Raw genomic sequence first — 23,792 nt, forward strand, 5'->3', positions numbered from 1 at the left:
CGGTTAACGAGCATGGATAGGCGGGATTAGAGAGCAACAATGGAAAGCAGGGTATCCTCATGGTTTAACCTCTGGTGCCTGAGCCAGCTGATTGAACAACGGGTGGCGGACGGCGCCTTGCTGTGCCGGTTGCGGCAGGATCAATGGCAGCCGTTGCTGGCGGCGGGCGTGCCCCTGCCCGGGCAGCCGCTGACCGGGCTGCGGCATGGGCGCCAGCCCTTGCCGCGCCAGTACTGCCAGACCCTGGAGGTGGCGGCCGGTTACGGCCTGTCGCTGGCGCCCAGTTATCCGGGCTACGGCCTGTTGTTCTTGTGGCGCCAGCAGGGACGGCTGCCGTCCGCCGCCGCCTGGCTCAAGCTGTTTCGCGCCATCTTCGCCCAGCAGGACCGGGCCCGTGCCGCCGGCGCCAGCCTGTCCCTGTTCCGCCATCTGCCGTTGCCCATGGTCAAGGCCAGCCCGGCGGGCCTGATTGAATGGAGCAACGGCGCCATGCAGCGGGCCCTGGGCTTTTCCGCCGCCGATCTCAGGGGCAAGTCGCTCAGTTATCTCTGCCACAGCGCCGACTGGCCCGATACACTGCGGCTGTACCAGCGACTGGCCGACGAGCCCGGCCAGGGCATGGCGGCGCTGGAAAAGCGCTACCTGCACAAGGACGGCCGGGTGCTCAGGGGAGTGGCGCACCTGACCCTGGTGCGCGACGAACAGGGCCAGCCCGACTATCTGGTGGGCCTTATCGAGCAACTGCAACCCCAACCGGCGGAGCCGGTCGGACCCAGGACCCATTTCAGCCCGCCGCCGGCCCGCCCCGAAGGGCTGATGATCTGCGATGCCAGCAGCCGCATCGTGGCGGTCAACCCGGCATTCGAACAGATCACCGGCTATCGCCAGGAGGAAGTGCTGGGGCGCTTTCCCTCCCTGCTCAAATCGGGCATGCATTCCCGCGACTTCTATCAGCGCATGAACCAGGCCCTGCGCGAGCAAGGCAGCTGGCAGGGTGAAGTGTGGAACCGGCGCAAGAACGGCCAGGTTTATCCCGAACAGCTCAGGATCACCTCGCTCACCCGCCAGGGGCACCAGAGCCAGTACCTGGCGGTCTTCAGCGAAATCAGTCCGCCCGCCCCCGCGCCGGGCGCCCAGCCAGAGGAAGACGGCCTCACCGGCCTGGCCAACCGGGCCAGTTTCCAGCAGCGGCTGGCCCGGGCCTGCCGGCAGGGCGAACCCTTTGCGCTGATGATCCTCGACATCAACAATTTTCGGCTGTTCAACAACGCCATGAACCACAGGGTCGGCGACCAGGTGCTGCGGGAAGTGGCGCTGCGCCTGCGCGGCCGGCTGCGCGGCGGCGACTTCCTGGCCCGCATCGGCAGCGACGAATTCGCGGTGCTGGTGCCGGGCATAGTGCAGCACCGCCAGGCGCGGATTTTCGGCAAACACCTGCTGGGAGCGCTCAACCGGCCCCTCCACCTGGCCAGCCAGCACCTGTATGTGGAGGCCACCCTGGGTGGTGCCCTCTGGCCCGGAGTGGAGGAGCAGGACGCCGAAACCCTGCTGCAGCATGCGGAGCAGGCGCTGTTTGGCGCCAAGCAGAAAAAGCAGCCCCTGGCCCTGTACGACAACCAGCTCAACCGCTCCCAAACCCGCCGCCTGCGGCTGCAGCACGAACTGGTGGAGGCGGTGAAGCAGGGCGGACTCAGCCTGTATTACCAGCCGATAGTGGACACCGCCTCGGGCCGGGTAACCAAGCTGGAAGCCCTGGTGCGCTGGCAGCATCCGGTCCTCGGCTTTATTTCTCCGGCCGAGTTTGTGCCGGTAGCGGAGGAATGCGGCATGGTGCAGGCCCTGGGCGACTGGGTGCTGAATCGGGCCTGCGCCGACCTGCGCCGGTTGCAACAGGCCGGCTATGCCCTGGAAATGGCCATCAACCGCTCCAGCCTGGAATTCCAGAGCTTGGGCCTGGACGGCGGCGAGTGGCTGTCGGTGATTGGCAAGCACGAGCTGTCGCCCCGGCACATCATTTTTGAGATCACCGAATCCCTGTTCATGCAGGGCAACGAGCAGCACCTGGAACGCATCGACGCCCTGCGCAAGGCGGGCTGCCGCATCGCCATCGACGACTTCGGCACCGGCTACTCGGCGCTCAACTACCTGCGCGCCTTTCCCATCGATTTCGTCAAAATCGACAAGAGTTTTATCGACTACCTGCCCGGCAACCAGCGCGACGGCTTGCTGCTGGAGGGAATTTTGCGCATCATCGGCGACCTCGGCATGAAGGTGGTGGTGGAGGGCATGGAAACCCAGGCCCAGGCCGCCTACCTGGCGACCCAGCCCTGCCACTATTTGCAGGGCTACCTGATCGCCCGGCCCATGCCCATCCGTGAACTCTTGCCCTTTTTGGAATCCTATGCCGGACATTCAGTACCCGCTGCAGATTGATGTGGAAGATCCCGCCCTGGCGGACGAGGCCGGGCGGCTGGCCCGGCGCCTGGCCGGGCTGACCGCCCCGGCGCCCTTTGCCCTGGTGCTGGCCGGCGGCCGGCTGGAGCTGCGCAAGCTCGACGAGCCCCGCCTCGGCGCCGTGTTCGTGGACTTTGTGGCAGGGGCCCTGGCCCACAGGCGCAAGTTCGGCGGCGGCCGGGGCCAGAGCATAGCCCGGGCCGTGGGGCTCAAGCACGGCCACACCCCGAGCGTGGTGGACGGCACCGCCGGCCTGGGCCGGGACGCCTTTGTGCTGGCTTCGCTGGGTTGCATCGTTACCCTGTGCGAGCGTCATCCGGTGGTGCACGCCCTGCTGGAGGATGGCCTGCGCCGGGCCGCAATGGACCCGGAAATCGGCGGCTGGGTCAGCGAACGGCTGCGGCTGCTGCCTTTCGGCCAGGGCCTGGCGGATATCACCGAACCGCCGGATGTGGTCTACCTGGATCCCATGTTCCCCCACAAGAAAAAGTCGGCGCTGGTCAAAAAGGAAATGCGGGTGTTCCACTCCCTGGTGGGGCCCGACGAAGACGCCGATGCCCTGCTGCCCCCGGCCCTGGCCCTGGCTCGCGCCCGGGTGGTGGTGAAGCGGCCCGATTATGCCGGCTTCCTCAACGACCAGGCGCCTTCGGCCCGGGTGGAAAGCAAGAACAACCGTTTCGACCTTTATGTCAGGGCGGCGTTGCGGGCGGACGGCTAGGGTTTTAAATTAGATTATGCTAATGTATTGCCGTATTCAGCATCGGGAGGATCAGCATATGGCAGTTCAGGACATTCCCCAGGTCAGGGCCTTTCTTGACCAGGACAGCGAAACCTTCAGCTATGTGGTCTATGACCGGTCCGGCGGCGCCGCCGCGGTGATCGATCCCGTGCTGGATTTCGACCCCAAGTCGGGCCGCACCCGCACCGATACGGCGCAACAGCTGGTGGACTTTATCCGGGAGCAGGATCTGAGCCTGCAGTGGATACTGGAAACCCATGCCCATGCGGATCATCTGTCGGCGGCGCCCTTTATCCGTGAGCAGCTGGGGGGACGCATCGCCATCGGCGAGCACATCCGTGAGGTTCAGACGATCTTCCGCCGGGTGTTCAACCTGGAAAAAGGCTTCCTGCCCGACGGCAGCCAGTTTGACCGGCTGTTCGCCGACGGTGACCGTTTCGAGGTGGGCGAGCTGAGTGTCCGGGTGATGCACACCCCCGGCCATACCCCGGCGGACCTGGCCTATATCGTCAACGAACGGGCGGCGTTTGTCGGCGACACCCTGTTCATGCCGGACGTGGGCACCGCCCGCTGCGATTTTCCCGGCGGCAGCGCCGCCCGGCTTTACGGCTCCATCCGCCGGCTGCTGGCGCTGCCCGGCGACACGTGCGTTTATGTCTGTCACGACTATCCCAAGGCCGGCCGCGAGCACCGCTATCTGACCACGGTGGCGGAACAGCGGCGGGACAATATCCATGTGCACGATGGTATCGACGAGGCCGAATTCGTGAAGATGCGCAACGAGCGGGACGCCGGCCTGGCCATGCCCCGGCTGATACTGCCGTCGATCCAGGTCAATATCCGTGCCGGCCAACTGCCGCCGGCCGAAGACAACGACACCGTTTACCTCAAGATCCCCCTCAACCGCCTGTAACGCTGGGGTTCCGCCTCAGGCCTGGCCCAGCATGGCGGTGATGGTGCCCGCCTGGTGGCGGATGCGTGCCACCACCTGCTCGGCCCGGGCCGATACCTGGGTCGACTGCTGCTTGAGTTCGTCCATCAGTCCCATAAAGCGGCCCAGCTCGGCGGCCTGGCTGTCGGCGTGACCGGCGCCCTGCTCGGCCACCGCCGTGGTGGCCTGGGAGGTGGCGCGCACCTGTTCGGTAACGGCCATCAGGGTCTGGGCCTGATCGTGCTGGGCCTCGGCCGCCTGCATCATCTTGCTGATGGTCTGGTTCAGCTCGTCGCTCGACAGCCGCAGCCGGTCCATGATGTTGCCGATTTCGGTCAGCGAACCCTGGGTGTTGCCCGACAGCTTGCGGACCTCGTCCGCCACCACCGCGAAGCCCCGGCCGTGCTCGCCGGCCCGGGCCGCCTCGATGGCGGCATTGAGCGCCAGCAGGTTGGTCTGCTCGGCGATTTGCTGGATCACCCCTATGATGGCGGCCGCGTCGTCCACCGAGCTGCCCAGGCTGGCCAGCGCCTGCTGGCCGGTCAGCGCCGCCTGCTGGCTTTGCTCGGCGGTATGCACCAGTTGTTCCACCTTCTGCCGGCTCACGCCCATGGCCTGCAGGTTGTCGCGGGCGGTGAGGGCGATATCGTCGGTGGCCTGGCGCATCTGCTCGGCCAGGTGGTTGAGTTCGTTGACCATGCCCAGGCTGCCCTGCATGGTCTGGTCTGTGCCCCGGGTGTGATCCTGGATATCGCGCACTTCCTCAATCATCTGCTGCAGCGCCTGGGACACATGCTGCAGTTGCTCGGCCCGGCTTTGCTGCTGGCGCTGGAGCAGGTCGAGCAGGCCGTTGAAGCTGGTGGCGATCTGGCCCAGCTCGCTGTGGGGATGAGTGACCGGCAACGGGGTCAGCTCGCCGTCCTGCAGCAGCTGGCGGAAGGCGTTGCGCAGCTGTGTCAGGCGGCGTACCACCAAGTGGCGCTGGAACAGATAGCTGAGCAGGGCGAACAGCAGCAGGGCGCTGCACAGGGCCAGCAACAGCATGGCCAGTTGATGGTATTCCTGCAGCCGCGCCGCTTCCCGTCGTTCCACCAGCCGATCCAGCTGCTGCTCTATGTCCGCCAGGCTGGCGCCCAGCGCCCGGGTGGCCTGGCCGCGCAGGGCCAGGGTGGACTGGGTATTGTCCAGTTCCTTGGGGTAGCGGTTGATCAGGCTGCGCACTTCCCGCCGGGGCGCGTCGCCCACTTCCACCGGCTTGGGCTTGCGCAGGGCGAACTCGTCCACTTCCTGCTGCTGGTAGATGCCCAGCAGGGGCAGGGCCTGGAGCCGGACGGACAGCTTGGCCAGTTCGGCCAGCTGGAAATCGAGGGTTTCGCGCAGCTGGGGGTTGCCGCTGTCGATATAGCCCTGGCGCAGGTGCACCAGCCGGGGCAGGGCGGCCAGCATCTCCGCCACCACTGCCTGGTAGCGGGGAGCCAGGCTGTGTTCGGTATCGGCGTAGCGGGCCAGGGCCCTGAGCTGGTCGGCCAGCTCCTGTTCGGCGTGCTGCAGCAATTGCTGGCTGTTGCCGGACAGCTTTCCCGCCTCGCGGAAGTCGTGGGTCAGTTGCTGGTGCAGGGTGGTTACGGCGCGGGCGGCGTCGGCGCCGTCCGGATAGGCGGCCAGGCTGTCGGCCATGGCCTGCAACTGGTGTTCCGCTTCCGTCATCAGGCTGGTGTCGCCCTGGGCCAGGTAGGCGGAAATGGTGCGGTGCAGGCCGATATTGGCGTCCCGGCGCAACTGCTCCAGCTCCGCCCGGGTCTGCTCCCCCTGTTGCAGGCGCTGATCCCCCAGGTAAAAGGCGCCGGCCAGCACCAGCGCCAGCAGGATCAGCAGCAATGAAGACAACAACGAAAACAGCGAAACTTTCATCAACCGGGCCTCTATGCATCCTTGTGGCCCGAAGATTAAGACAGTCCGGTGACAGTTTTATGACCGGGGCAGCGAGAGCAGGGTTTTCATCAACTCTTCATGGAGCGGATGTACCGCCAGGGGCGCGCTGTCAATCAGCTCCAGGCGGCTTTCCCGGGCGGGGGCGACCCGGTAGACAGACAGCTCGCCGCCCACCTGGTTGAAGGCGCGCCAGCCGTCCGCTCCCCGCAACACCGCCTTCAGCCGTGCCACGCCAAGGCGCCGGCAAAAGGCCTCGGCCGCCGCCAGGTCGAATACTACCTCGTCGAGAAAACGCCAGCCGACGGAGAAGTGCTCCTCGCCGTGGTTGCTGTAGCGCCGCCAGGGCTGGTCCCGGCTGAGCCGGGGCTCGGGCGCCGCCAGCACCGGCCGCGGGGCGTTCCCCTGGTGGGCCCGGGGATGGGATGCCCGGCGGTCCGGGTGGTGTTCGCCCTGCAGCCAGGCCGGATCCAGCCGGCCCTGGCAAACTTCCACCAGCGCCTGCTTGGGAGGACGGTAGCCGTCCAGGCCCCGGCGCAGGGCCTCGAGCTCGGCCTCGCTGCACAGGTCCGTCTTGTTGATCACCAGTATGTCCGCCAGCGCCAGCTGATCCTGGTAGGTGTCGTGCTCCCGGTAGCGCGGGTCGGCCCACTGGCGGGGGTCGACCAGGCAGAAGGCGGGGCCCAGTTGCAGTACCTCCCGGTAGTGCTCGTTGGTGAGGGTGTCGAGGATGCGGCTGGGGTGGCCCAGGCCGCTCGGCTCGATCAGCAGGCGGTCGGGCCTGGCCTTGTGCAGCAGGGCGTTGAGCCCTATCTGGAAGGGCAGGCCGGACACGCAGCACAGGCAGCCGCCGGGCACTTCCTTGATGACGGCGCCCTGATCGGAAAGCAGGACGCCGTCTATGCCCACTTCGCCGAATTCGTTGACCAGGATGGCCCAGCGCTCGTTTTCCGGTTTGTGGGCCAGCAGGTGGCGCAGCAGGGTGGTCTTGCCGCTGCCGAGAAAGCCCATGACGAGGTGGGTGGTGACGGGAGTGCTCATAACGGGTCCGCGAAAAATGGTTTTGTTATCTTATAACATGTTTTGGCAAGGGCGGGTAAGGGTCGGTGCCTTCCTTAAATAACTGATCCTAATCGGCCGACCGTCGCATGCCAGGGATGGCATGTGCGAGCGTACAGGGATGTATTTACAGGGCGTCGGCGGAGTGGGCCCTTTGGCTGACTTCGTTAAGGTGTTCAGACAACCAAGTCAATAAACTGAACGGCGGGCGTGCCCGCCGTGGAAACACATGCCTCAGGGCTGGATCACCACCCGGCCCCTGAGCTTGCCGGCCAGCAGATCCCCGGCCGCCGCTATGCTCTGCTCCAGGGTCAGCACCTGGGCCTGGTCCTCAAAGTCCAGCGGCAGGCTGCGCTGCAGCCGTTGCCAGGCCGCGATGCGTTTTTCCCTGGGCATGTAGACCGAGTTGATGCCGAGCAGCCGGACCCCGCGCAGGATAAAGGGCATGACGGTGGTGTTGAGGGCCACGCCGCCGGCCAGGCCGCAGGCGGCCACGGCGCCGTCCATTTTGGTCTGGCTCAGGATCTTGGCCAGGGTGCGGCCGCCCACCGAGTCGATGGCGGCGGCCCAGCGCTGGGATTCCAGCGGCGCCGGCTCGGCGTCCAGCTCGGAGCGGGACAGGATGGCGGCGGCCCCCAGTGAGGTCAGCCAGTCGGCATGCTCGGGCCGGCCGGTGGCGGCGTGCACCTCGAAGCCGGCGCCCGCCAGCAGCCGCACCGCCACCGAGCCTACGCCGCCGGTGGCGCCGGTCACCAGCACCGGGCCCTGATCCGGCTTGACGCCGGCCTGTTCCAGCGCCATCAGGCTGAGCATGGCGGTAAAGCCGGCGGTGCCGATGGCCATGGCCCGCTTGGCGCTCATGCCCGGCGGCAGGGGGATCAGCCAGTCGCCCTTGGCGCTGGCCTTTTCCGCCAGACCGCCCCAGTACTGTTCGCCCACGCCCCAGCCGGTAAGCAGCACCTCGTCGCCGATACGGTAGTCCGGATGATCCGAGGCCAGCACGGTGCCGGCGTAATCGATGCCGGGCACCATGGGCCACTGGCGCACTATTTTGCCCTTGCCGGTAATGGCCAGGGCGTCCTTGTAGTTGAGGGTGGAGTAGTCGACCTTCACCAGCACGTCGCCGGTGGTGAGCTGGTGTTCGTTCAGCCGTTGCAGGCTGGCGTGGGTTTTTTTGTCTTTTTCTTCGAGTAGCAGGGCAGTAAACATGGCGTCTCTCCTGAGCACGGTTTCCTGCCGATCAGTGTAAGGAGGGCGGCCGGCTTTGCCAGAGTCCGGCCGTGACAATTGTCGGTTTTGTGATGTCGTCCCCTCAGCCGTAGGCGGCGCGGGGTGTTTTTAACCAGTGTTCGTTGAGCCAGAGGGACGCGAGGATGAGGCATCCGCCCAGGCCAAGGCGCAGCAGATCCGCCTCCCGGTTCCAGATCAGCAGGTTGACCAGCAGGCCGGCGGGCACCAGGGCATTGTTCATGATCGCCAGGGCGCCGGCATTGACCAGGGTGGCGCCCTTGTTCCACAGGAAATAGCCCAGGCCCGAGGCGCCCAGGCCCAGCCACAGCAGAATTCCCCATTGCAGGCCGGTGGCAGGGTAGCTGTCCTGGCCCAGCCACAGCCAGGCCGGCACCGCCACCAGCAGGGCGCCCAGGTAAAAATAGCCGAACAACCGGTGCTGGGGCGGATGTTGCGGATAGCGCTCCATCAGCACCTTGTAGCCGACCTGGCCCAGGGCGAAGCAGAGGTTGGCGCCCTGCACCACGGCAAAGCCGAGCAGATAGGAGTCGGTCAGTCCGTTGAAACGGATCACCAGGGCGCCCAGCACCGCCAGGGCGGCGGTGAGCAGGTAGCCGGGATTGAAGCGGCGGTGGAGCAGATCGTAAATCAGGGTGACGTAGATGGGCGTGAGCACGGTGAAGATCAGCACTTCGGGTACCGTCAGCAGCAGGAACGACTGGTAATAGAAAAGGTACATGATGCCGAGCTGCACGGCGCCGCAGCCCATCAGCCCCAGCGCCAGCCGGCCGGGCAGGCCGCGGGCGATAAAGGGCAGGAACAGCAGGGCGGCCAGGGCGACGCGGCTGAATACCGAAAAATAACTGTCGACGCTGCCGGCCAGATAGACGCCGATCAGGCTGAAGGAAAAGGCCCACAGCAGGGTGACAAAGACCAGATAGGACATGGGTGAATTTTCGCCATTGGTAAAGATGGGGCGCTATGATGGCGTAAAGCGCGGTACCGATCCAGTTGCCGGCCCATAAAAAAAGCCGGCGCAATGCACCGGCCCGGGACCAAGATCAGGTTTGTCATAAAGGAGAGAATGACGTCCCCAAACAAAGTGGTTTAACACCACACGCAGAACTCGTGGGCCATGCCCGCAAGAGGTTGTCAGCGTGGCAATCCTCGCCACCCGGCCTTGAACATTCCGCTTTTCACCCTTGCCCGGATTACCTCGAATAATCCGTGCGCCGGCGAGACAGGCAGTACCCCCCATGATGCCACCGTGCCCAGAACCTTGTCCGGCCGTACAGCGGAATGAGGTTGCCTCACCACGCCGACGATAAACTTGTTCAATGCCGCCATTTTATGGTGAGATAACTTATGTCGAAAATGAATTGTCATCATGACTGTATGGTGAATATCGATGGATAACCTTTACCAGCGGCTCGACCTCAACCTGTTGCGGGTGTTCGACGTGCTGATGCATCACCGCAACGTCACCCGGACGGCGGAACAGCTCAGCCTGTCCCAGTCTACCGTCAGCCACGCCCTGGCCCGGTTGCGCCAGGCCCTGGACGATCCCCTGTTCGTGATGACCCGCAAGGAAATGCGGCCGACCCAACGGGCCCGGGCCCTGGCGGCGCCGGTGCGCCAGGCCCTGGCCCTGCTGGAGCAGGGCGTGCGCCAGTCGGCGATGTTCGACCCGGCTGCCTCGAGCCGCACCTTTCGCCTGGCGGTGCCTTCGTCCATCGAGCATGGCGTGGTGCCCCAACTGGTGGAATTGCTGCACCACAGGGCGCCGGGCTGCCGGCTGGCGATCAGCGAACTGGTGCATTCGGACTACGAGGACAGCCTGGCGCGGGGCGAACTGGACCTGGTGGTGGGGTTTGCCGGCGCCGGCCATCTGTCGGCGCGGTTGCTGAGCCAGGCCTGGTTCGACAACCCCATGGTGTGTCTTTCCGCCCGGGGCAGCGGCCTGGCGGCAGTATTGACGCCCGCCGAACTGGTGGCCTGGAGCCATGTGTCGACTTCGACCTGGGGCCATAACCAGACCCTGGTGGAGCAATGGCTGAAGGAAAAGGGGCTGGCGCGGCATATTGCGGTATGGGTGCCGAGCTTCGAGGCGCTGCCCAAGCTGCTGGCCACGGGACGCTACCTGGCGGTGGTGCCCGAGCTGATCGCCCGGGATTTTTGCCACTATTACCCGCTGCAAAGCCACGCCCTGGACGAGCCGCTCTACAGCACCTATGTACTGGCACAGCACCCGCTGACCGAGTTTGACCCGGCGCTGATCTGGTTTCGCCAGTTGCTGGGCGAGGTGGGTGAGGGCCGGCGCTGAACCGGCCCGGCTGGGGGATCAGTCCTTCGGCAGGGGCACCACCAGCATGTCGCAGGGCACCGTGTTCATCAACTGGCGGGCGGAGGAGGTGAGCAGGCTCCAGAAGCTCTGCTCATGCCCGCAGACCAGCAGGTCGATCTGGTTTTGCTCCACGGCTTCGTTCACTTTGAGCGTCAGATCGCCGCAGATCACCAGCTTTTTCTCGATGGGATAGTTGATGTCCCCCAGGTATTCCTCCAGCCGCTGCTTGGCGTCGGCCACCACCTGATCCTGGATATTGTCGATATCGATATCGATCATCTCGGTATAGAGGTCTTTCAGGTCGACATCCACATGGATCACCGACAGCTTGGCCTGGTTGGCGCGGGCGCGATCCACCGCCTTGGCGATTACCTTGCGGTTTTTTTCGGTCATGTCGACCGCCGCCAGGATATGCTTGTACTGATAGGGTTCTGTCATGGCACCTCTCCTTTTTTACCAAGTCTATCAATCCATTAGCTCTTAAACCGTGAGCCGGGCGGGAATTTTGCACCGCACCTGATGCCAGCAGCATAGGCCAGGAGGGCGCACCGGCACAAGACGGGCGCCGGGCTATTTCAGTCCAGGCTGGCCTGGATCAAATAACGGCGGGGGGTATTGGCGCAGGCGGTAAAGGTGCCCAGGCGGACCCAGTAGCCCTGCTCTTCCAGAAACAGGGCCCGATCCAGCAGCAGCCACAGTTCCAGCGGGTAGCGATAGAGGTGGCGCACCAGCTCGATGCGGCGCACCAGTTGCCGCCGGCCTTCGGCCCGGGCCAGCCAGGGTGCCGGATCGAACGGCTCGGGCAGGCGCAGTCCCTTGCGCTCGCAGGCCCAGCGGGCGAAGGCGGTAAAATCGCCGCTCAACAGCTGTTTGGGAAAGGCGGGCAGCGGCAGGTACCGATCCTGCCCGCGCAGGCTGCGCTGCAGGACGTCGAAGGCCAGCCGCCAGCCCTGTTCAATGTGCCGCAAGCGGGCAATGCGGGCGCCGCCGGTCACCTGCTGCTGCAGGGGCAGGCGCAGCTCATGGCGACCCAGCCCCGGATCCTGGCGCCGGCCTGCCGCCGACAGGGGGCGGTAGTCGTTGCCATCGATCAGATGGTAGCAACAGGGCGACAGGGCGATGGCTCGGGTGCCGGCGGCGGCGGCATGGCGCAGCAGGCGCAGGTGCAGCTCGCCACAGGCGTGCAGGGCCAGGGCCTGCTGGTTGGCGGTGAACAGTGCGGCGGCGTCGGCGGCCAGGGCGTCGGCGCAGACAAAGCGGTGATCGAGTCCGAGCGAATCGGCCAGCTGCTCGCCCTGGCGGCACAAATCCGGGTTCCATTCCAGGCTGGTGACCGGCCGCCCCGAGCGCAGGGCGAGCAAGCGGCCGAGGTGGCCCTTGCCGGCACACCATTCGAGTATGGGGTGATTGGCATCGACATTGGCGCCAAAGTCGCAAATTTGTGCCCATTTACGACCGGGAATACCGCTGCTCCAGCGTGGGGTGGCGTAGTTGGCGGCCCGCCGCAGCTCGGGCAGGCGCCAGTCCAGGGCGGCTACCACCTCGGGCCGCCAGGGCGCGAGCAGGGCATGGACGGCGGCCTCGTCCTGCTCCAGCCGGTCCAGGCTGGCGTCGTCCAGGGATGCCAGGACCGGCGCCAGCTCTGGCCAGGGCAGGGAAGTGCAGGCAAAGGGCAGCGGCCGCCAGTCGCTTTGGTGGCGCAGCAGCAGGGTGCTCAGGGTGTTGAAAAGATCGGCCAGGTCGCTCATGGGGCGGATTATAACGGTGCCCTGCCGGGCTGGATAGCACAGCCGGGAGCGGGGCGCTAGAATAGCGCCTTTGTGTCGACGAGAGGATAAAGCCCATGCAGGCCTGGGATGTAATCGTGATCGGCGCCGGCGCCGCCGGCCTGATGTGTGCCGCCGAGGCGGGCAAGCGCGGCCGGCGGGTGCTGGTGCTGGATCACGGCAAGCGCATCGGCCGCAAGATACTGATGTCCGGCGGCGGCCGTTGCAACTTCACCAACTATCATGTGGAGCCCAAAGCCTTCCTCTGTGCCAACCCCCATTTCGTCAAGTCGGCCCTGGCCCGCTATACCCAGTGGGATTTTATTGCCCTGGTGGAAAAGCACCGCATCGGCTATCACGAGAAAACCCTGGGCCAGCTGTTTTGTGATGACTCTGCGCAAAATATCGTCGATATGCTGGTAAAAGAGTGTGATTTTGCCGGTGTCAGTATCCGCCTGCGAAGCGAGGTGCTGAATGTCGAGCGGTTGGGCGAGGGCTTTGCCGTGGCGACGGCCGGTGAACAGTACAGCTGCCACTCCCTGGTGGTGGCCACCGGCGGCCTGTCGATGCCCAAGATTGGCGCCTCCCCCTTCGGTTACCGGCTGGCGGAACAGTTTGGCCTCAAGGTGCTGCCCACCCGGGCCGGCCTGGTGCCCTTTACCCTGCAGCCCGAAGACAGGAAAAGCCTGGAGCCCCTGGCCGGCGTCAGCCTGCCGGTGGTGGCCGAAAGCGAGGACGGCACCCGCTTTGCCGAAAACCTGCTGTTTACCCACAGGGGGGTATCCGGCCCGGCGGTGCTGCAGATTTCGTCCTACTGGCAACCGGGCGAACGGGTGTATTTCGAGCTGCTGCCCGCCGGCCGGTTGGCCGAGGGCATGGCGGACAGCCCCAACCAGGAGCTGAAAACCTGGCTCGGCCGCCAGTTGCCCAAACGGCTGGTGGAGGCGCTGCTGGCGCGGGAAGGGCTGGTGAACAAGCCGCTCAAGCAATACACCCCGAAGGAGCTGGCGGCGATAGAGGAAAGGCTGACGGCCTGGCCGCTGAAGCCCGGCGGCACCGAGGGCTACCGCACCGCCGAGGTGACCCTGGGCGGGGTGGACACCAATGAGCTGTCGTCCAAGACCATGGCAGCGAAGCAGGTGCCCAACCTCTATTTTGTGGGCGAGGTGATGGACGTCACCGGCTGGCTGGGGGGCTACAACTTCCAGTGGGCCTGGAGCTCCGGCTGGGTGGCCGGCCAGGTGGCTTAACCCGCCCTAGTGCCCGACCAGGGTGGCCGTTTCCCGCAGGCATTGCAGCAAATCCAGGGTGATGGGGTCGGGGTGGACTTCGTCGCGCCAGCACATGCCCACATAGCCTTCGCCGCTGTCGAGACGGATATCGAGCGGCACCACCAGGCCGCGGCCGGTGAAATGGCGGGCCACCCGTTCCGAACTGACCGACAGCATGTCGCTGTATTGCAGCAGCCAGAGGTTGCCGACCTGGGAGGATGACTCTACCCGGTAGGGCGGCGGCTTGCGTCCGGCCATGGTCAGGGCCATGTCCAGCTTGCTGCGGATGGGCGTGCCCTGGGGCCAGACGATCCAGTCGTACTGGTAAAGATCGTCCCAGCCCAGCCCCGTCCGCCCGGCCAGGGGGTGGCCGGGACGGGCCACGATGCGCAGCGGCTCCTCGTAAAGCATTTCACTTTTCAGGCTGGCTCTGGGCTGGTAGTTGTCGAGCCGGCCCACTACCACGTCCAGCTTGCCCAGCTCCAGCTTGTTCAGCAGCGAGTTCATGGTGCTTTCCTGTATTTCCACCCGAGCTTTGGGATGCTGGGCGATAAAGGCCATGATGGCCGCCGGTACGAAGCTGGGCGCCGAGGCGGGCGAGGTGCCTACCGCCACAGTACGGGAGCTGCCTTCCTGCAGGGCTTCCAGGTTGTGCTGGGCCCGGTCCATCTCGGTCACCATGCGCCGGGCATGCCTTACCAGCAACTGGCCCATGGCCGTGGGCCTGAGGCCGCGGGCATGGCGCTCGAACAGCGGCGCGCCGATGTCTTCCTCCAGCTCCTTCAGCCACTTCGACAACCCCGGCTGGGTGGTGTGCATCATACGGGCGGTGTCGCTCAGGCTGCCGGTATCGGTGAGGTTAATCAGCAGATGCAGGTGCCTGAGACGCAGGCGGCGGGTCCAGTCCATGAGATATACCATAAATTGTATGACGGTATCTCAAAATATCATTATTCGATATGGCTTTCCCAGTGAATACTGTTGCCCAGAAGTTATGAGTCCGTAAGCGAGACATTGGAAGAATGCTATCGCCGGGCAGTACCAGGGCGCCGAGGCAGGGCCGCTCAAACAGTCAGGAGAGTGTCACGTGAGTTATGTCGTAGAACCCCAAGCCGTTACCCGCATTCCCGTCGCCGGCCATGCCGACCAGCAGTTTCCGGTGCGTCGCGTCTATTGCGTCGGCCGCAACTATGCCGCCCATGCCCGGGAGATGGGCTTCGATCCGGATCGGGAGCCGCCCTTTTTTTTCTGCAAGCCCGCCGATGCCGTGGTGGCCGTCGCCGATGGCGACACCCTGGCGCTGCCCTATCCCAGTGAAACCGGCAATTACCATTATGAAATCGAGCTGGTGGTGGCCATCGGCAAGGGCGGCAGCAACATTCCCCTGGAAGAAGCCAACGACCATGTATGGGGCTATGCCGTGGGCCTGGACATGACCCGCCGTGACCTGCAGATGAAAATGCGCGAAATGGGCCGCCCCTGGGAAATCGGCAAGGCCTTTGATGCCTCGGCGCCGGTGGGCCCGCTCCATCCGGCCAGCCAGGTCGGCCACCCCGGGCAGGCCGCCATCTGGCTGCAGGTGGACGGCGAGGATCGCCAGCGCAGCGACATCGACAAGCTGATCTGGTCGGTGCCCGAGACCATCAGTTACCTGTCCCGCTTCTTTGAGCTGAAGCCGGGCGACCTCATCATGACGGGTACCCCGGAAGGGGTGGGCGCGGTGAAACCGGGCGAGCTGATGGTCGGCGGCGTCGACGGCCTGGGCGAACTGCGCGTGCGCGTGGTGTAAGGGAGAGAAGACCATGCAGCTTTACAGTTTTTTCAACAGTTCCACCTCCTACCGGGTGCGCATCGCCCTGGCCCTGAAGGGCCTGGACTACGACTACAAAGATATAAACATCCGGGTGGGTGAACAAAAGGCCGATGACTACCGGATGCTGAACCCCTCCCAGGGGGTGCCGCTGCTGGTGGAGGACGACGGCACCGCCCTGAGCCAGTCGATGGCGATCATCGACTACCTGGACGAAACCCGGCCCGAGCCCCGGCTGCTGCCTGCCGAGCCCCTGGCCCGGGCCCGGGTACTGGAGCTGGCCAACGCCATCGCCTGCGACATGCATCCGGTCAATAACCTGCGCATTCTTGGCTACCTGAAAAGCAAGATAGGGGCGAGCGAAGAGCAAAAGAACGACTGGTACCATCACTGGATTGCCGAGGGCTTTGCCGCAGTGGAGTCCCTGCTTGAACGCCATGGCCGGGGGCCCTACTGCTTTGGCGAGGCGCCCACCCTGGCCGATTGCTGCCTGGTGCCCCAGGTGGCCAACGCCGAGCGCATGGGCTGCGACCTGAGTCCTTACCCCAGGGTGATGGCGGTGTATGCCCATTGCCAGCAACAGCCGGCCTTCCAGCAGGCGGCCCCCTCCCGCCAGCCGGACTTTATCGCCTGAGCGCGGCACCACAGACAGGAGAATGGAAATGGACAAGCAACAGACTGAACAAAACGTCATCGTGGTCGGCGGCGGCATCGGCGGCCTGGCCGCGGCCCTGGCCCTGGTGCGCCGCGGCTTTCAGGTGCAGGTGCTGGAGCAGGCGCCGGAAATCGGCGAAATCGGCGCCGGCATTCAGCTCGGGCCCAACGCCTTTCATGCCTTCGACGCCCTCGGCGTGGGCGACAAGGCGCGCAGCCGCTCGGTGTTCACCGACTTTATGGTGATGCACGACGCCATCGACGAATACCAGGTAGGCAAGATCGAAACCGGCGAAGCCTTCCGCCAGCGTTTCGGCAACCCCTATGCGGTGATCCACCGGGTGGACGTGCACCTGTCGCTGCTGGAAGGCGCCCAGGAAACCGGCCGGGTGGAATTCAAGACCGACACCCAGATCCAGCGGGTGGAGCAGGATGATAACGGCGTGGCCGTTTACGACCAGCACGGCAATGTCTACCGGGGTGTGGCCCTGATCGGCGCCGACGGTGTCAAGTCGGTGGTGCGCCAGACCTACGTCAATGATCCGGCCCGGGTCACCGGCCATGTGGTGTACCGCGCCGTGGTGGAAAAGGAAGACTTCCCCGAGGAGCTGCGCTGGAACGCCGCCAGCCTGTGGGCCGGCCCCAACTGCCACCTGGTGCACTACCCGCTGCGCGGCGGCGAGCAGTACAACGTGGTGGTGACCTTCCACAGCCGTGAGCAGGAAGAGTGGGGCGTGACCGAAGGCAGCAAGGAAGAGGTACAAAGCTACTTCCAGGGCATCTGCCCCAAGGCGCGCCAGCTGATCGACCTGCCCAAGAGCTGGAAACGCTGGGCCACCGCCGACCGGGAACCCATCGAGCAGTGGACCTACGGCCGCGCCACCCTGCTGGGCGATGCCGCCCACCCCACCACCCAGTACATGGCTCAGGGCGCCTGCATGGCGATTGAGGATGCGGTGACCCTGGGCGAGGCCCTGCGGGTGCACGACAACGACTGGGACAAGGCCCTGGATCTGTACCAGCGCTCCCGGGTTGCCCGCACCGCCCGCATCGTGCTGTCCAGCCGGGAAATGGGGCGCATCTATCACGCCAAGGGCGTGGAGCGGTTGATCCGCAACGACCTGTGGAAAGGCCGCAGCCAGGAACGTTTCTACGACGCCATCGAGTGGCTGTATGGCTGGAACGTGACCAACTGCCTGAAAGACGACAACCGTTAACCGTATCGCGCGCCGGCCCGGCCGGCGCCTCAAGGAGACAGAGAAGATGCATCAACTCGGAACCCTGGAAGACCTGCCCGAAAGTTACCGCAACGAGCTGACCGAACAGAATCTGGTGCCGCTGTGGCCCAACATGCGCGCCGTGCTGCCGCCCAAGGTGCCCAGCCGCAAGACCCGCACCCTGCGCTGGGATTACGAGGTGGTCCGCCCGCTGCTGCTGCAGGCCGGCGAGCTGACCCCGATGGAAAAGGCCGAGCGCCGGGTGCTGGTGCTGGCCAACCCGGGCCACGGGTTGAACAACATGCAGGCCACCCCCAGCATCTACATGGGGCTGCAGCTGATCCTGCCCGGTGAAACCGCGCCCAACCACCGCCACACCCCCAACGCGGTGCGCATCATCATCGAGGGCGAGGGCGCCTACACCACCGTTAATGGTGAACCCTGCCGCATGGAGCGGGGCGATCTGATCCTCACCCCCTCCGGCAAGTGGCACGAGCACCACCACGAAGGAGACGGCCCCATCGTCTGGCTGGACATCCTCGATCTGCCGCTGATCTACCAGCTCGAAGGCTCCTGGGCGGTGGAAGGCCAGCCCCAGCAGACCACTCTGAGCCGGGACAAATCGTTCGCCGACTACAGCGCCGCCGGCGTGGTGCCCAACCTCAACTTCCAGCGGGGCACCGCCGACTCGCCCATGCTGCGCTACCCCTGGGCCAAGACCCGTGCCTGCCTGGTGGAAATGGCCGAGCATTACCAAGACGGTCTGCTGCAGGTGAGCTATGTCAACCCGGAAACCGGCGCCAGCCTGTTCCCCAGCATCGGCTTTGGCGCCCTGATGCTGCGCCCGGGCGAAACCGTCACCCTGCCCAAGCGCACCACCGCCTGTGTGTTCCACGCCGTGGAAGGCTCTGGCCAACTGAGCGTGGACGGCGGCGATTCCCTGACCTGGAACGACAAGGACACCCTGTCGGCTCCGGGGTACAGCGACATTACCCTGAGCAACGGCTCGGCCGACCAGCCGGCCTTTATGATCACCGCCGACGAAGCCCCGCTGCATCGTTATCTCGGCATTTACTGAGTCAAGGTTGAACAAGATGAGCGAAAATTTGTTATTTCCCCTGAAAGCGCCGACCCTGGCCGCCGTGGCCGGCACCGACCAGCTGTTTCCGGTGCACCGCATCTTCTGTGTGGGCCGCAACTACCATGCCCATGCCGCCGAAATGGGCGTGAGCGTCGACAAGAGCAGCCAGGAGCCCTTTTACTTCACCAAGCACCCGAGCAGCCTGATCCCTTCGGGCAGCGAAATCGCCTATCCGCCGCAAACCGCCAATTACCATTATGAAATGGAGTTTGTGGTGGCCATCGGCCAGGCCGGTTTCGAGGTGAGCGAGGCCGAGGCCAACGAGCTGGTGTTCGGCTACGCCGCCGGCCTGGACATGACCCGCCGGGATCTGCAGCTGAAGGCGCGGGAAACCGGCCGGCCCTGGGATCTGGGCAAGGACTTCGAGGAGTCGGCGGTACTCGGCCCCATAGTGCGCAAGGAAGAAACCGGCATCGTCGACAGCGGGGTGATCACCCTGAGCGTGAACGGCGAGGTCAAGCAGAACTCGGATTTGACCAAGCTTATCTGGAACGTGCCGGAGATCATCGCCCACCTGTCCCGCTTCTACCACCTGCAGCCGGGAGATCTGATCTACACCGGCACGCCGGATGGTGTGGGCCCTGTGGTGGCCGGTGATCATATCCTCGGCTCTGTGGCCGGGGTGGGCGACGTGGAACTGCGTATCGCCCAATAACCGCCAGGCCGGGGCCAGGACCCGGCCGAACCCGTTGTGGATGAAAACGGATGTCAGGCCAATGGCCGCAATGGGGGCATGCCCCCGGACTCAAGGATTACAGGGAGCTCGACTCGTCATGGTAAATTTCAAGAAACTTTTCGCGGTGACCGCCATCGCTTCGGCACTGACCCTCAGCTTTTCCGCCAGCGCGGAGCGGCTGCGCCTGGGCCACGTGACCCCGCCCAGCCATATCTGGCATCAGGTGGCCGAGCGCTTCAACGACAACCTGAAGGAAGCCTCCGGTGGCAAGCACACCATCATGATCTTTCCGCTGTCCAAGCTGGGCGGCGACGATCAGATGATTGACCTGCTGCAGTCCGGCGGCATGCAGCTGGCGGTGCTGACCGCGGGCAGCCTGTCGAACCGGGCCGAGGACATGAACGCCTGGTTCCTGCCCTATCTCTTTGATGACGTAACCGACGCCGCCGAGGCCAGCCAGCATCCCGCCGCCCGGGAAATGCTGGACAACCTCAAGCAGCACAAGCTGGTGGGCCTGGGTTACACCTTTGCCGGCATGCGCCATGTGATCTCTTCCAAGCCGATGACCACGTTGGAAGACTTTGAAAACAAGAAGATCCGCTCCTTCCCCAACAAGCTGTTCAACGACTGGTGGAACCAGTTGGGCGCGGCGCCCACCGCCCTGGCGATCAGCGACGTGTCCTCGGCCCTGACCACCAACCTGCTGGACGCGGTGGACGTGGATCTGGACATCGTGGTCGGCCTCAAGATGTACCAGCAGGCGCCCTACCTGACCCTGACCAACCACATGGCCTTCCCCGGCGTGGTGGTGGCCTCCGAGGTGTGGTGGAGCCGGCTGTCCGAGGAAGACCGAACCCTGGTGCTGAACGCCTTCAGGGAAGCCGAGGAATGGGGGTTCAAAAAGCAGGCCGAGGCCGAAATCAGCAACCTGGAGCTGCTCCGCCAGGAAGGGGTGACCATCAGCGAGTTTGATGCCGCCCAACTGCAATCGGCCGCCGACGCCGTGGTCGAGAAATACCGCGCTGCCAGCGAGGGCATCGATGCCTTCTACCTGCAGCAGGCCCAGTAATCAAGATACCAGGGCGGAACCCGGGTTCCGCCCGCAGAGGTGATTATGTTCAAGATCATCAACCTATTGGACAAGCTGCTCGGCAGGCTCGAATACGGCCTGCTGGTGGTGTTGACGGCGGCGCTGACCCTGATCCTGGCGGCCCAGGTGATACTCCGCTATTTCTTCAGCAGCCCCTTGTTCTGGGCCGAGGAGGTGTCGGTGCAGATCCTGATTTCCGCCACCTTTATCGGCGTCAGCTACCTGCTGTTCAGCCACAAGCTGGTGCGGGTGGACTTTATCCTGGAAAACCTGGGCAAACCCTGGGGCGCCTGGCTGCATAAGGCGCTGCAGTTACTGTCCCTGCTGGTGCTGCTGGTGCTGTGCTACTTCGCCACCGACTGGATACTGCGCCCGGAGATCAAGGCGGATGTGTCGCCCACTACTCAGCTGCCCCGTTGGTATAACTATGCGGTACTGGTCGCCTCCTTTTATTGCATGGCCTGGCATCAGTTGATCCAGCTCATTACGCCCAACGGTCAGGTTCATAGCGAGGCAGCCTTATGATCACCTCTGTGATTTTTTTCATTACCCTGCTGCTGGGGCTGCCCATCTTTATCACCCTGCTGCTGGGTACCCTGGTGTTTTTGTGGCAAACCGACCTCACCGTGCTGATGAGCTCGCTGCCGATCCAGCTTTACGGCTCCCTCAACCAGAACGGCCTGCTGGCCATTCCACTGTTCATGCTGGTGGGCGAGCTGATGAACAAGGGCGGGCTCACTTCCCGGCTGATGAACGCCGCAGATGTGTTTGTGGGCGGCTTCAAGGGCGGCCTGGCCTATGTGAACCTGTTGACCAATGCCATGGCCGCCTCCATCCTCGGCTCGGCCACCGCCCAGATTGCGGTCATGAGCCGGCTGATGATCCCCACCATGGTGGAAAAGGGCTACAAGAAGGAGTTCTCCGCCGCCGTCACCATGGCCGGTGGCCTGCTCGGGCCCATTATTCCGCCCTCCATGCTGATGATCATCTACGGGGTGGTGGCCTACCAGCCGATCTCCGCCCTATTTATCGCCGGCATTTTGCCCGGGCTGTTGATCATCGCCGGTTTCGCCCTGGTGATCTTCCTCACCGGCCTGTTTGCCGGCCTGCCCTCGGGGGAGCACCTCAAGCACAAGAACATCCGCCAGGAACTGGTGAACGGCCTGTTGCCCGGCACCATTCCGGTGGTGGTGATCGTCTGTATCATCTCCGGGGTCATGACCCCCACCGAGGCCGGCGCCATCGCCTCCATCCTGGCCTTTGTGATCGGTGCCGTGGTGTACAAGAGCATCAACCTGAAGGAGCTGCCGGGGATTTTTGCCTCGGTGGCGCTCAACACCGCCACCATTACCGGGCTGATTGCCACCGCCTCGGTATTCGGCTGGGCGTTGTCGTTCGAAGCGGTGCCGGACATGCTGGTGGAATGGATCAGCGGCATTACCACTTCGCCGCTGCTGTTCCTGATGCTGGTCTATGTGCTGGTGATCCTGCTCGGTATGTTCCTGGAAAGTATCAGCGTAATGATCGTTATTGTGCCCATCATACTGCCGGCGGCCGTTTCCTTTGGCATCGATCCCATCCACTTCGGGGTGATCATCAGCCTGGCCACTCTGATCGGACTGGTGACGCCGCCGGTGGGGCCTGGGCTCTATATCGCCATGACCTCCGCCAATCTGCCGATGGGCGCCCTGTTCAAGGCGATGATCCCCTTCCTGGCTTCCATGCTGGTGTGCATGCTGATCATCGCGGTGTTCCCGGCCATTTCCCTGTGGTTACCCAGCCTGATGTAAATGAAATAGTGGGTTAGATAGCCTCATCCTTGCCACTTCTCCGGAAGTGGCTTTTTTATGCCCGGCTGGTGCGGATGGGGAAAGGGGCTGGGGGCGCCTGGGTTGTGAATGGCTATTTTGATATGCAAAAAATAGTATGGGTGTATCTCAAAATATCATTATTCGGCATGTGTTGAATTGTGAAAAATGTATTTTATGTGTGATGGTTTTGTTTGGCTTTATGTGTCTTCCGGCACGGAATCCGCAACGCCGTTCACGCCATGAGGGAAGCTGATTTTACCGATAACAACCATGGAGTGAGTTGAACAATGAAAAAAAGCAAAGTGGCGCTGTCCGTCTTTCTGGCAACCGGCATGCTGAGTGGCACGGCCCTGGCCATGCCGGTGGTGGAGGCGGGCCAGCCCATAGTGACCGGTGAGCCGAGCCGGGTGGGGCCGCCCTGGAACCACAGGACGACCATCAATATTCCCGGCACCCAAACCGATGTCGCCTTTGGCGGCTATATCAAGCTGGACATGCTGTACGATGCTGATTACGACCTGGGCGATGCCACCAGTCCCTTCAACCTGCTGAATCCGGCGGCCAACGCCACCGATGGCCGCACCGATTTCACTGCCTATGAAAGCCGGCTCAACTTCCGCAGCCATACCCAGACCGACTACGGCAACCTGAATACCTTTTTTGAAGTGCACTTCCTGCCCGATGGCAAGCTCAACCTGCGCCACGCCTATGGCGAATATGCGGGCTTTCTGGCCGGCCAGACCTGGACCAATTTCATGAGTTTTGTGGGCGGGACCCGTACCTTGGCCCTGGGTGACCCCATCGGCTACAACATGGAGCGTCAGGGCCAGGTGCGTTACACCCACAAGCTGGGCAGCGGCGCCCTGTCGGTGGCGCTGGAGGATCCCGATACCGTGATTGCTCGGCCCGATGCCGGTACGGCCAGTGAAGAAAGCCGGCTGCCGGACCTGACCCTGCGTTATGAATACCAGCGTATGCTGGCGCTGTCGGGCGTGGTGCGCGAGCTGTCCACCAACGACAACATCGGCACGGTGGACGACAAGGCCACCGGCTATGGGGTACAGGCCCAGTTCAGCCTGCCGCTGCTGGAGCACACCAGCCTTAAGGGCAGCTACACCATCGGTTCGGGTATCGGTAACTACATGGGCAACCCGGGTAATATCAGTCACAAGCATGCACCGGACGTCTATGTGCGCAATGGTGAGCTGGAAACCGTGGATCTGCAGGGTGGCGGCGTATCGCTCAACCATCAGTGGCAGCCCCAGTGGTTCAGCTCCATCGGTTACTCGCGGCTGGAGCAGGAATTGCCCGGCAACGGCAACTACGATGGCCATTTCGATCATGTCGATTACGGCTTTGCCAACGTCATCTGGGATGTCACCGACCGGCTGATGGTAGGTGCTGAATACCAGTTGGTTGATCTGGAAACCATCGGCGGCGACAGCCGGGATGCCAGCCGCCTGCAACTGAGTGCCCAATACCAGTTCTGATTTTTTGCTGCCTGCTGACGTATTCCTGCTTGCCCGCCGGCCTGCGCCGGCGGGCTTTTTTGTTTGCCCGGCGAAGCCGGCAAACCCGGCCATCTGAAAGAAGATGGCGTCACCCCGACTGAGGGGAAGACAATCCGACTGGCAAGGGCGCCACTGGCCAACGGTGGGGTCTGAAGGAAG

At 64.2% G+C, this 23,792-nt stretch carries 21 protein-coding genes; 14 read left to right on the top strand and 7 right to left on the bottom strand.

The window, feature by feature from the left end; translation table 11 throughout:
* Positions 1 to 39: 39 nt before the first annotated feature.
* The 3 genes from C7I36_RS14075 to C7I36_RS14085 are packed head-to-tail and all read left to right on the top strand — an operon-like array spanning position 40 to position 4,106.
* A complete protein-coding gene (locus tag C7I36_RS14075; protein WP_106454329.1) occupies positions 40 to 2,433 on the top strand; it encodes a putative bifunctional diguanylate cyclase/phosphodiesterase in 2,394 nt (797 codons plus the stop codon).
* On the top strand, positions 2,402 to 3,172 hold the full coding sequence (locus C7I36_RS14080; protein WP_106454330.1) for a class I SAM-dependent methyltransferase: 771 nt from the start codon (positions 2,402 to 2,404) through the stop codon (positions 3,170 to 3,172). Before C7I36_RS14075 ends, C7I36_RS14080 begins: the two co-directional genes overlap by 32 nt.
* 58 nt (positions 3,173 to 3,230) lie before the next feature.
* On the top strand, positions 3,231 to 4,106 hold the full coding sequence (locus C7I36_RS14085) for an MBL fold metallo-hydrolase (protein WP_106454331.1): 876 nt from the start codon (positions 3,231 to 3,233) through the stop codon (positions 4,104 to 4,106).
* A gap of 15 nt (positions 4,107 to 4,121) precedes the next feature.
* On the opposite strand, the gene C7I36_RS14090 is transcribed toward C7I36_RS14085, so the two are convergent.
* The 4 genes from C7I36_RS14090 to C7I36_RS14105 all read right to left on the bottom strand — a co-directional run bounded on the left by C7I36_RS14090 (position 4,122) and on the right by C7I36_RS14105 (position 9,288).
* Entirely contained in the window at positions 4,122 to 6,035 is a 1,914-nt protein-coding gene (locus C7I36_RS14090) for a methyl-accepting chemotaxis protein (RefSeq protein WP_106454332.1), read from the bottom strand.
* A 57-nt stretch (positions 6,036 to 6,092) separates the two neighbouring features.
* Complete coding sequence (locus C7I36_RS14095) at positions 6,093 to 7,094, bottom strand: CobW family GTP-binding protein (protein ID WP_106454333.1); 1,002 nt, start codon at positions 7,092 to 7,094, stop codon at positions 6,093 to 6,095.
* 252 nt (positions 7,095 to 7,346) lie between these two features.
* A complete protein-coding gene (gene acuI, locus C7I36_RS14100) occupies positions 7,347 to 8,321 on the bottom strand; it encodes an acrylyl-CoA reductase (NADPH) (RefSeq protein ID WP_106454334.1) in 975 nt (324 codons plus the stop codon).
* Positions 8,322 to 8,424: 103 nt separating this feature from the next.
* Entirely contained in the window at positions 8,425 to 9,288 is an 864-nt protein-coding gene (locus C7I36_RS14105) for a carboxylate/amino acid/amine transporter (RefSeq protein WP_106454335.1), read from the bottom strand.
* Positions 9,289 to 9,750: 462 nt separating this feature from the next.
* Between C7I36_RS14105 and C7I36_RS14110 the strand changes: the two genes are divergently transcribed.
* The gene (locus C7I36_RS14110; protein WP_106454336.1) at positions 9,751 to 10,665 is read left to right on the top strand and encodes a LysR family transcriptional regulator; all 915 of its coding nucleotides are present in this window, start codon (positions 9,751 to 9,753) and stop codon (positions 10,663 to 10,665) included.
* Positions 10,666 to 10,683: 18 nt separating this feature from the next.
* On the opposite strand, the gene C7I36_RS14115 is transcribed toward C7I36_RS14110, so the two are convergent.
* Both C7I36_RS14115 and C7I36_RS14120 read right to left on the bottom strand, forming a co-directional pair.
* Positions 10,684 to 11,124, bottom strand: a complete 441-nt coding sequence (locus C7I36_RS14115) for a universal stress protein (protein WP_106454337.1) — start codon at positions 11,122 to 11,124, stop codon at positions 10,684 to 10,686.
* A 137-nt stretch (positions 11,125 to 11,261) separates the two neighbouring features.
* Positions 11,262 to 12,434 carry a methyltransferase gene (locus C7I36_RS14120; protein WP_106454338.1) on the bottom strand — a complete coding sequence of 391 codons (1,173 nt, stop codon included), beginning with the start codon at positions 12,432 to 12,434 and terminating at the stop codon, positions 11,262 to 11,264.
* Between the two features lie 95 nt (positions 12,435 to 12,529).
* Between C7I36_RS14120 and C7I36_RS14125 the strand changes: the two genes are divergently transcribed.
* On the top strand, positions 12,530 to 13,702 hold the full coding sequence (locus C7I36_RS14125; protein ID WP_106454339.1) for a BaiN/RdsA family NAD(P)/FAD-dependent oxidoreductase: 1,173 nt from the start codon (positions 12,530 to 12,532) through the stop codon (positions 13,700 to 13,702).
* A gap of 6 nt (positions 13,703 to 13,708) precedes the next feature.
* Here the strand turns inward: C7I36_RS14125 and C7I36_RS14130 are convergent, their stop codons facing one another.
* Entirely contained in the window at positions 13,709 to 14,632 is a 924-nt protein-coding gene (locus tag C7I36_RS14130; RefSeq protein ID WP_106454340.1) for a LysR family transcriptional regulator, read from the bottom strand.
* Between the two features lie 178 nt (positions 14,633 to 14,810).
* On the opposite strand from C7I36_RS14130, the gene C7I36_RS14135 reads away from it, so the two are divergent.
* From C7I36_RS14135 to C7I36_RS14175, 9 genes are all read left to right on the top strand, one after another.
* A complete protein-coding gene (locus tag C7I36_RS14135; RefSeq protein WP_106454341.1) occupies positions 14,811 to 15,512 on the top strand; it encodes a fumarylacetoacetate hydrolase family protein in 702 nt (233 codons plus the stop codon).
* Positions 15,513 to 15,525: 13 nt separating this feature from the next.
* Entirely contained in the window at positions 15,526 to 16,167 is a 642-nt protein-coding gene (gene maiA, locus C7I36_RS14140; protein WP_106454342.1) for a maleylacetoacetate isomerase, read from the top strand.
* On the top strand, positions 16,097 to 17,404 hold the full coding sequence (locus C7I36_RS14145) for a 3-hydroxybenzoate 6-monooxygenase (protein WP_281258152.1): 1,308 nt from the start codon (positions 16,097 to 16,099) through the stop codon (positions 17,402 to 17,404). Before maiA ends, C7I36_RS14145 begins: the two co-directional genes overlap by 71 nt.
* Before the next feature lie 46 nt (positions 17,405 to 17,450).
* Positions 17,451 to 18,482 (top strand): cupin domain-containing protein, encoded by a 1,032-nt coding sequence (locus tag C7I36_RS14150; RefSeq protein ID WP_106454344.1) that lies wholly within the window; start codon positions 17,451 to 17,453, stop codon positions 18,480 to 18,482.
* Between the two features lie 16 nt (positions 18,483 to 18,498).
* On the top strand, positions 18,499 to 19,200 hold the full coding sequence (locus C7I36_RS14155) for a fumarylacetoacetate hydrolase family protein (protein WP_106454345.1): 702 nt from the start codon (positions 18,499 to 18,501) through the stop codon (positions 19,198 to 19,200).
* Positions 19,201 to 19,318: 118 nt separating this feature from the next.
* Entirely contained in the window at positions 19,319 to 20,290 is a 972-nt protein-coding gene (locus C7I36_RS14160; protein ID WP_106454346.1) for a TRAP transporter substrate-binding protein, read from the top strand.
* A gap of 45 nt (positions 20,291 to 20,335) precedes the next feature.
* Positions 20,336 to 20,836 (top strand): TRAP transporter small permease, encoded by a 501-nt coding sequence (locus C7I36_RS14165; protein ID WP_106454347.1) that lies wholly within the window; start codon positions 20,336 to 20,338, stop codon positions 20,834 to 20,836.
* Entirely contained in the window at positions 20,833 to 22,101 is a 1,269-nt protein-coding gene (locus C7I36_RS14170) for a TRAP transporter large permease (protein WP_106454348.1), read from the top strand. The genes C7I36_RS14165 and C7I36_RS14170 overlap by 4 nt, the downstream gene beginning before the upstream one ends.
* Positions 22,102 to 22,409: 308 nt before the next feature.
* On the top strand, positions 22,410 to 23,612 hold the full coding sequence (locus tag C7I36_RS14175) for a DcaP family trimeric outer membrane transporter (RefSeq protein WP_106454349.1): 1,203 nt from the start codon (positions 22,410 to 22,412) through the stop codon (positions 23,610 to 23,612).
* Positions 23,613 to 23,792 lie beyond the last annotated feature (180 nt).

This window comes from Zobellella taiwanensis (assembly GCF_003012795.1).
In the GTDB taxonomy this organism is placed as follows: domain Bacteria; phylum Pseudomonadota; class Gammaproteobacteria; order Enterobacterales; family Aeromonadaceae; genus Oceanimonas; species Oceanimonas taiwanensis.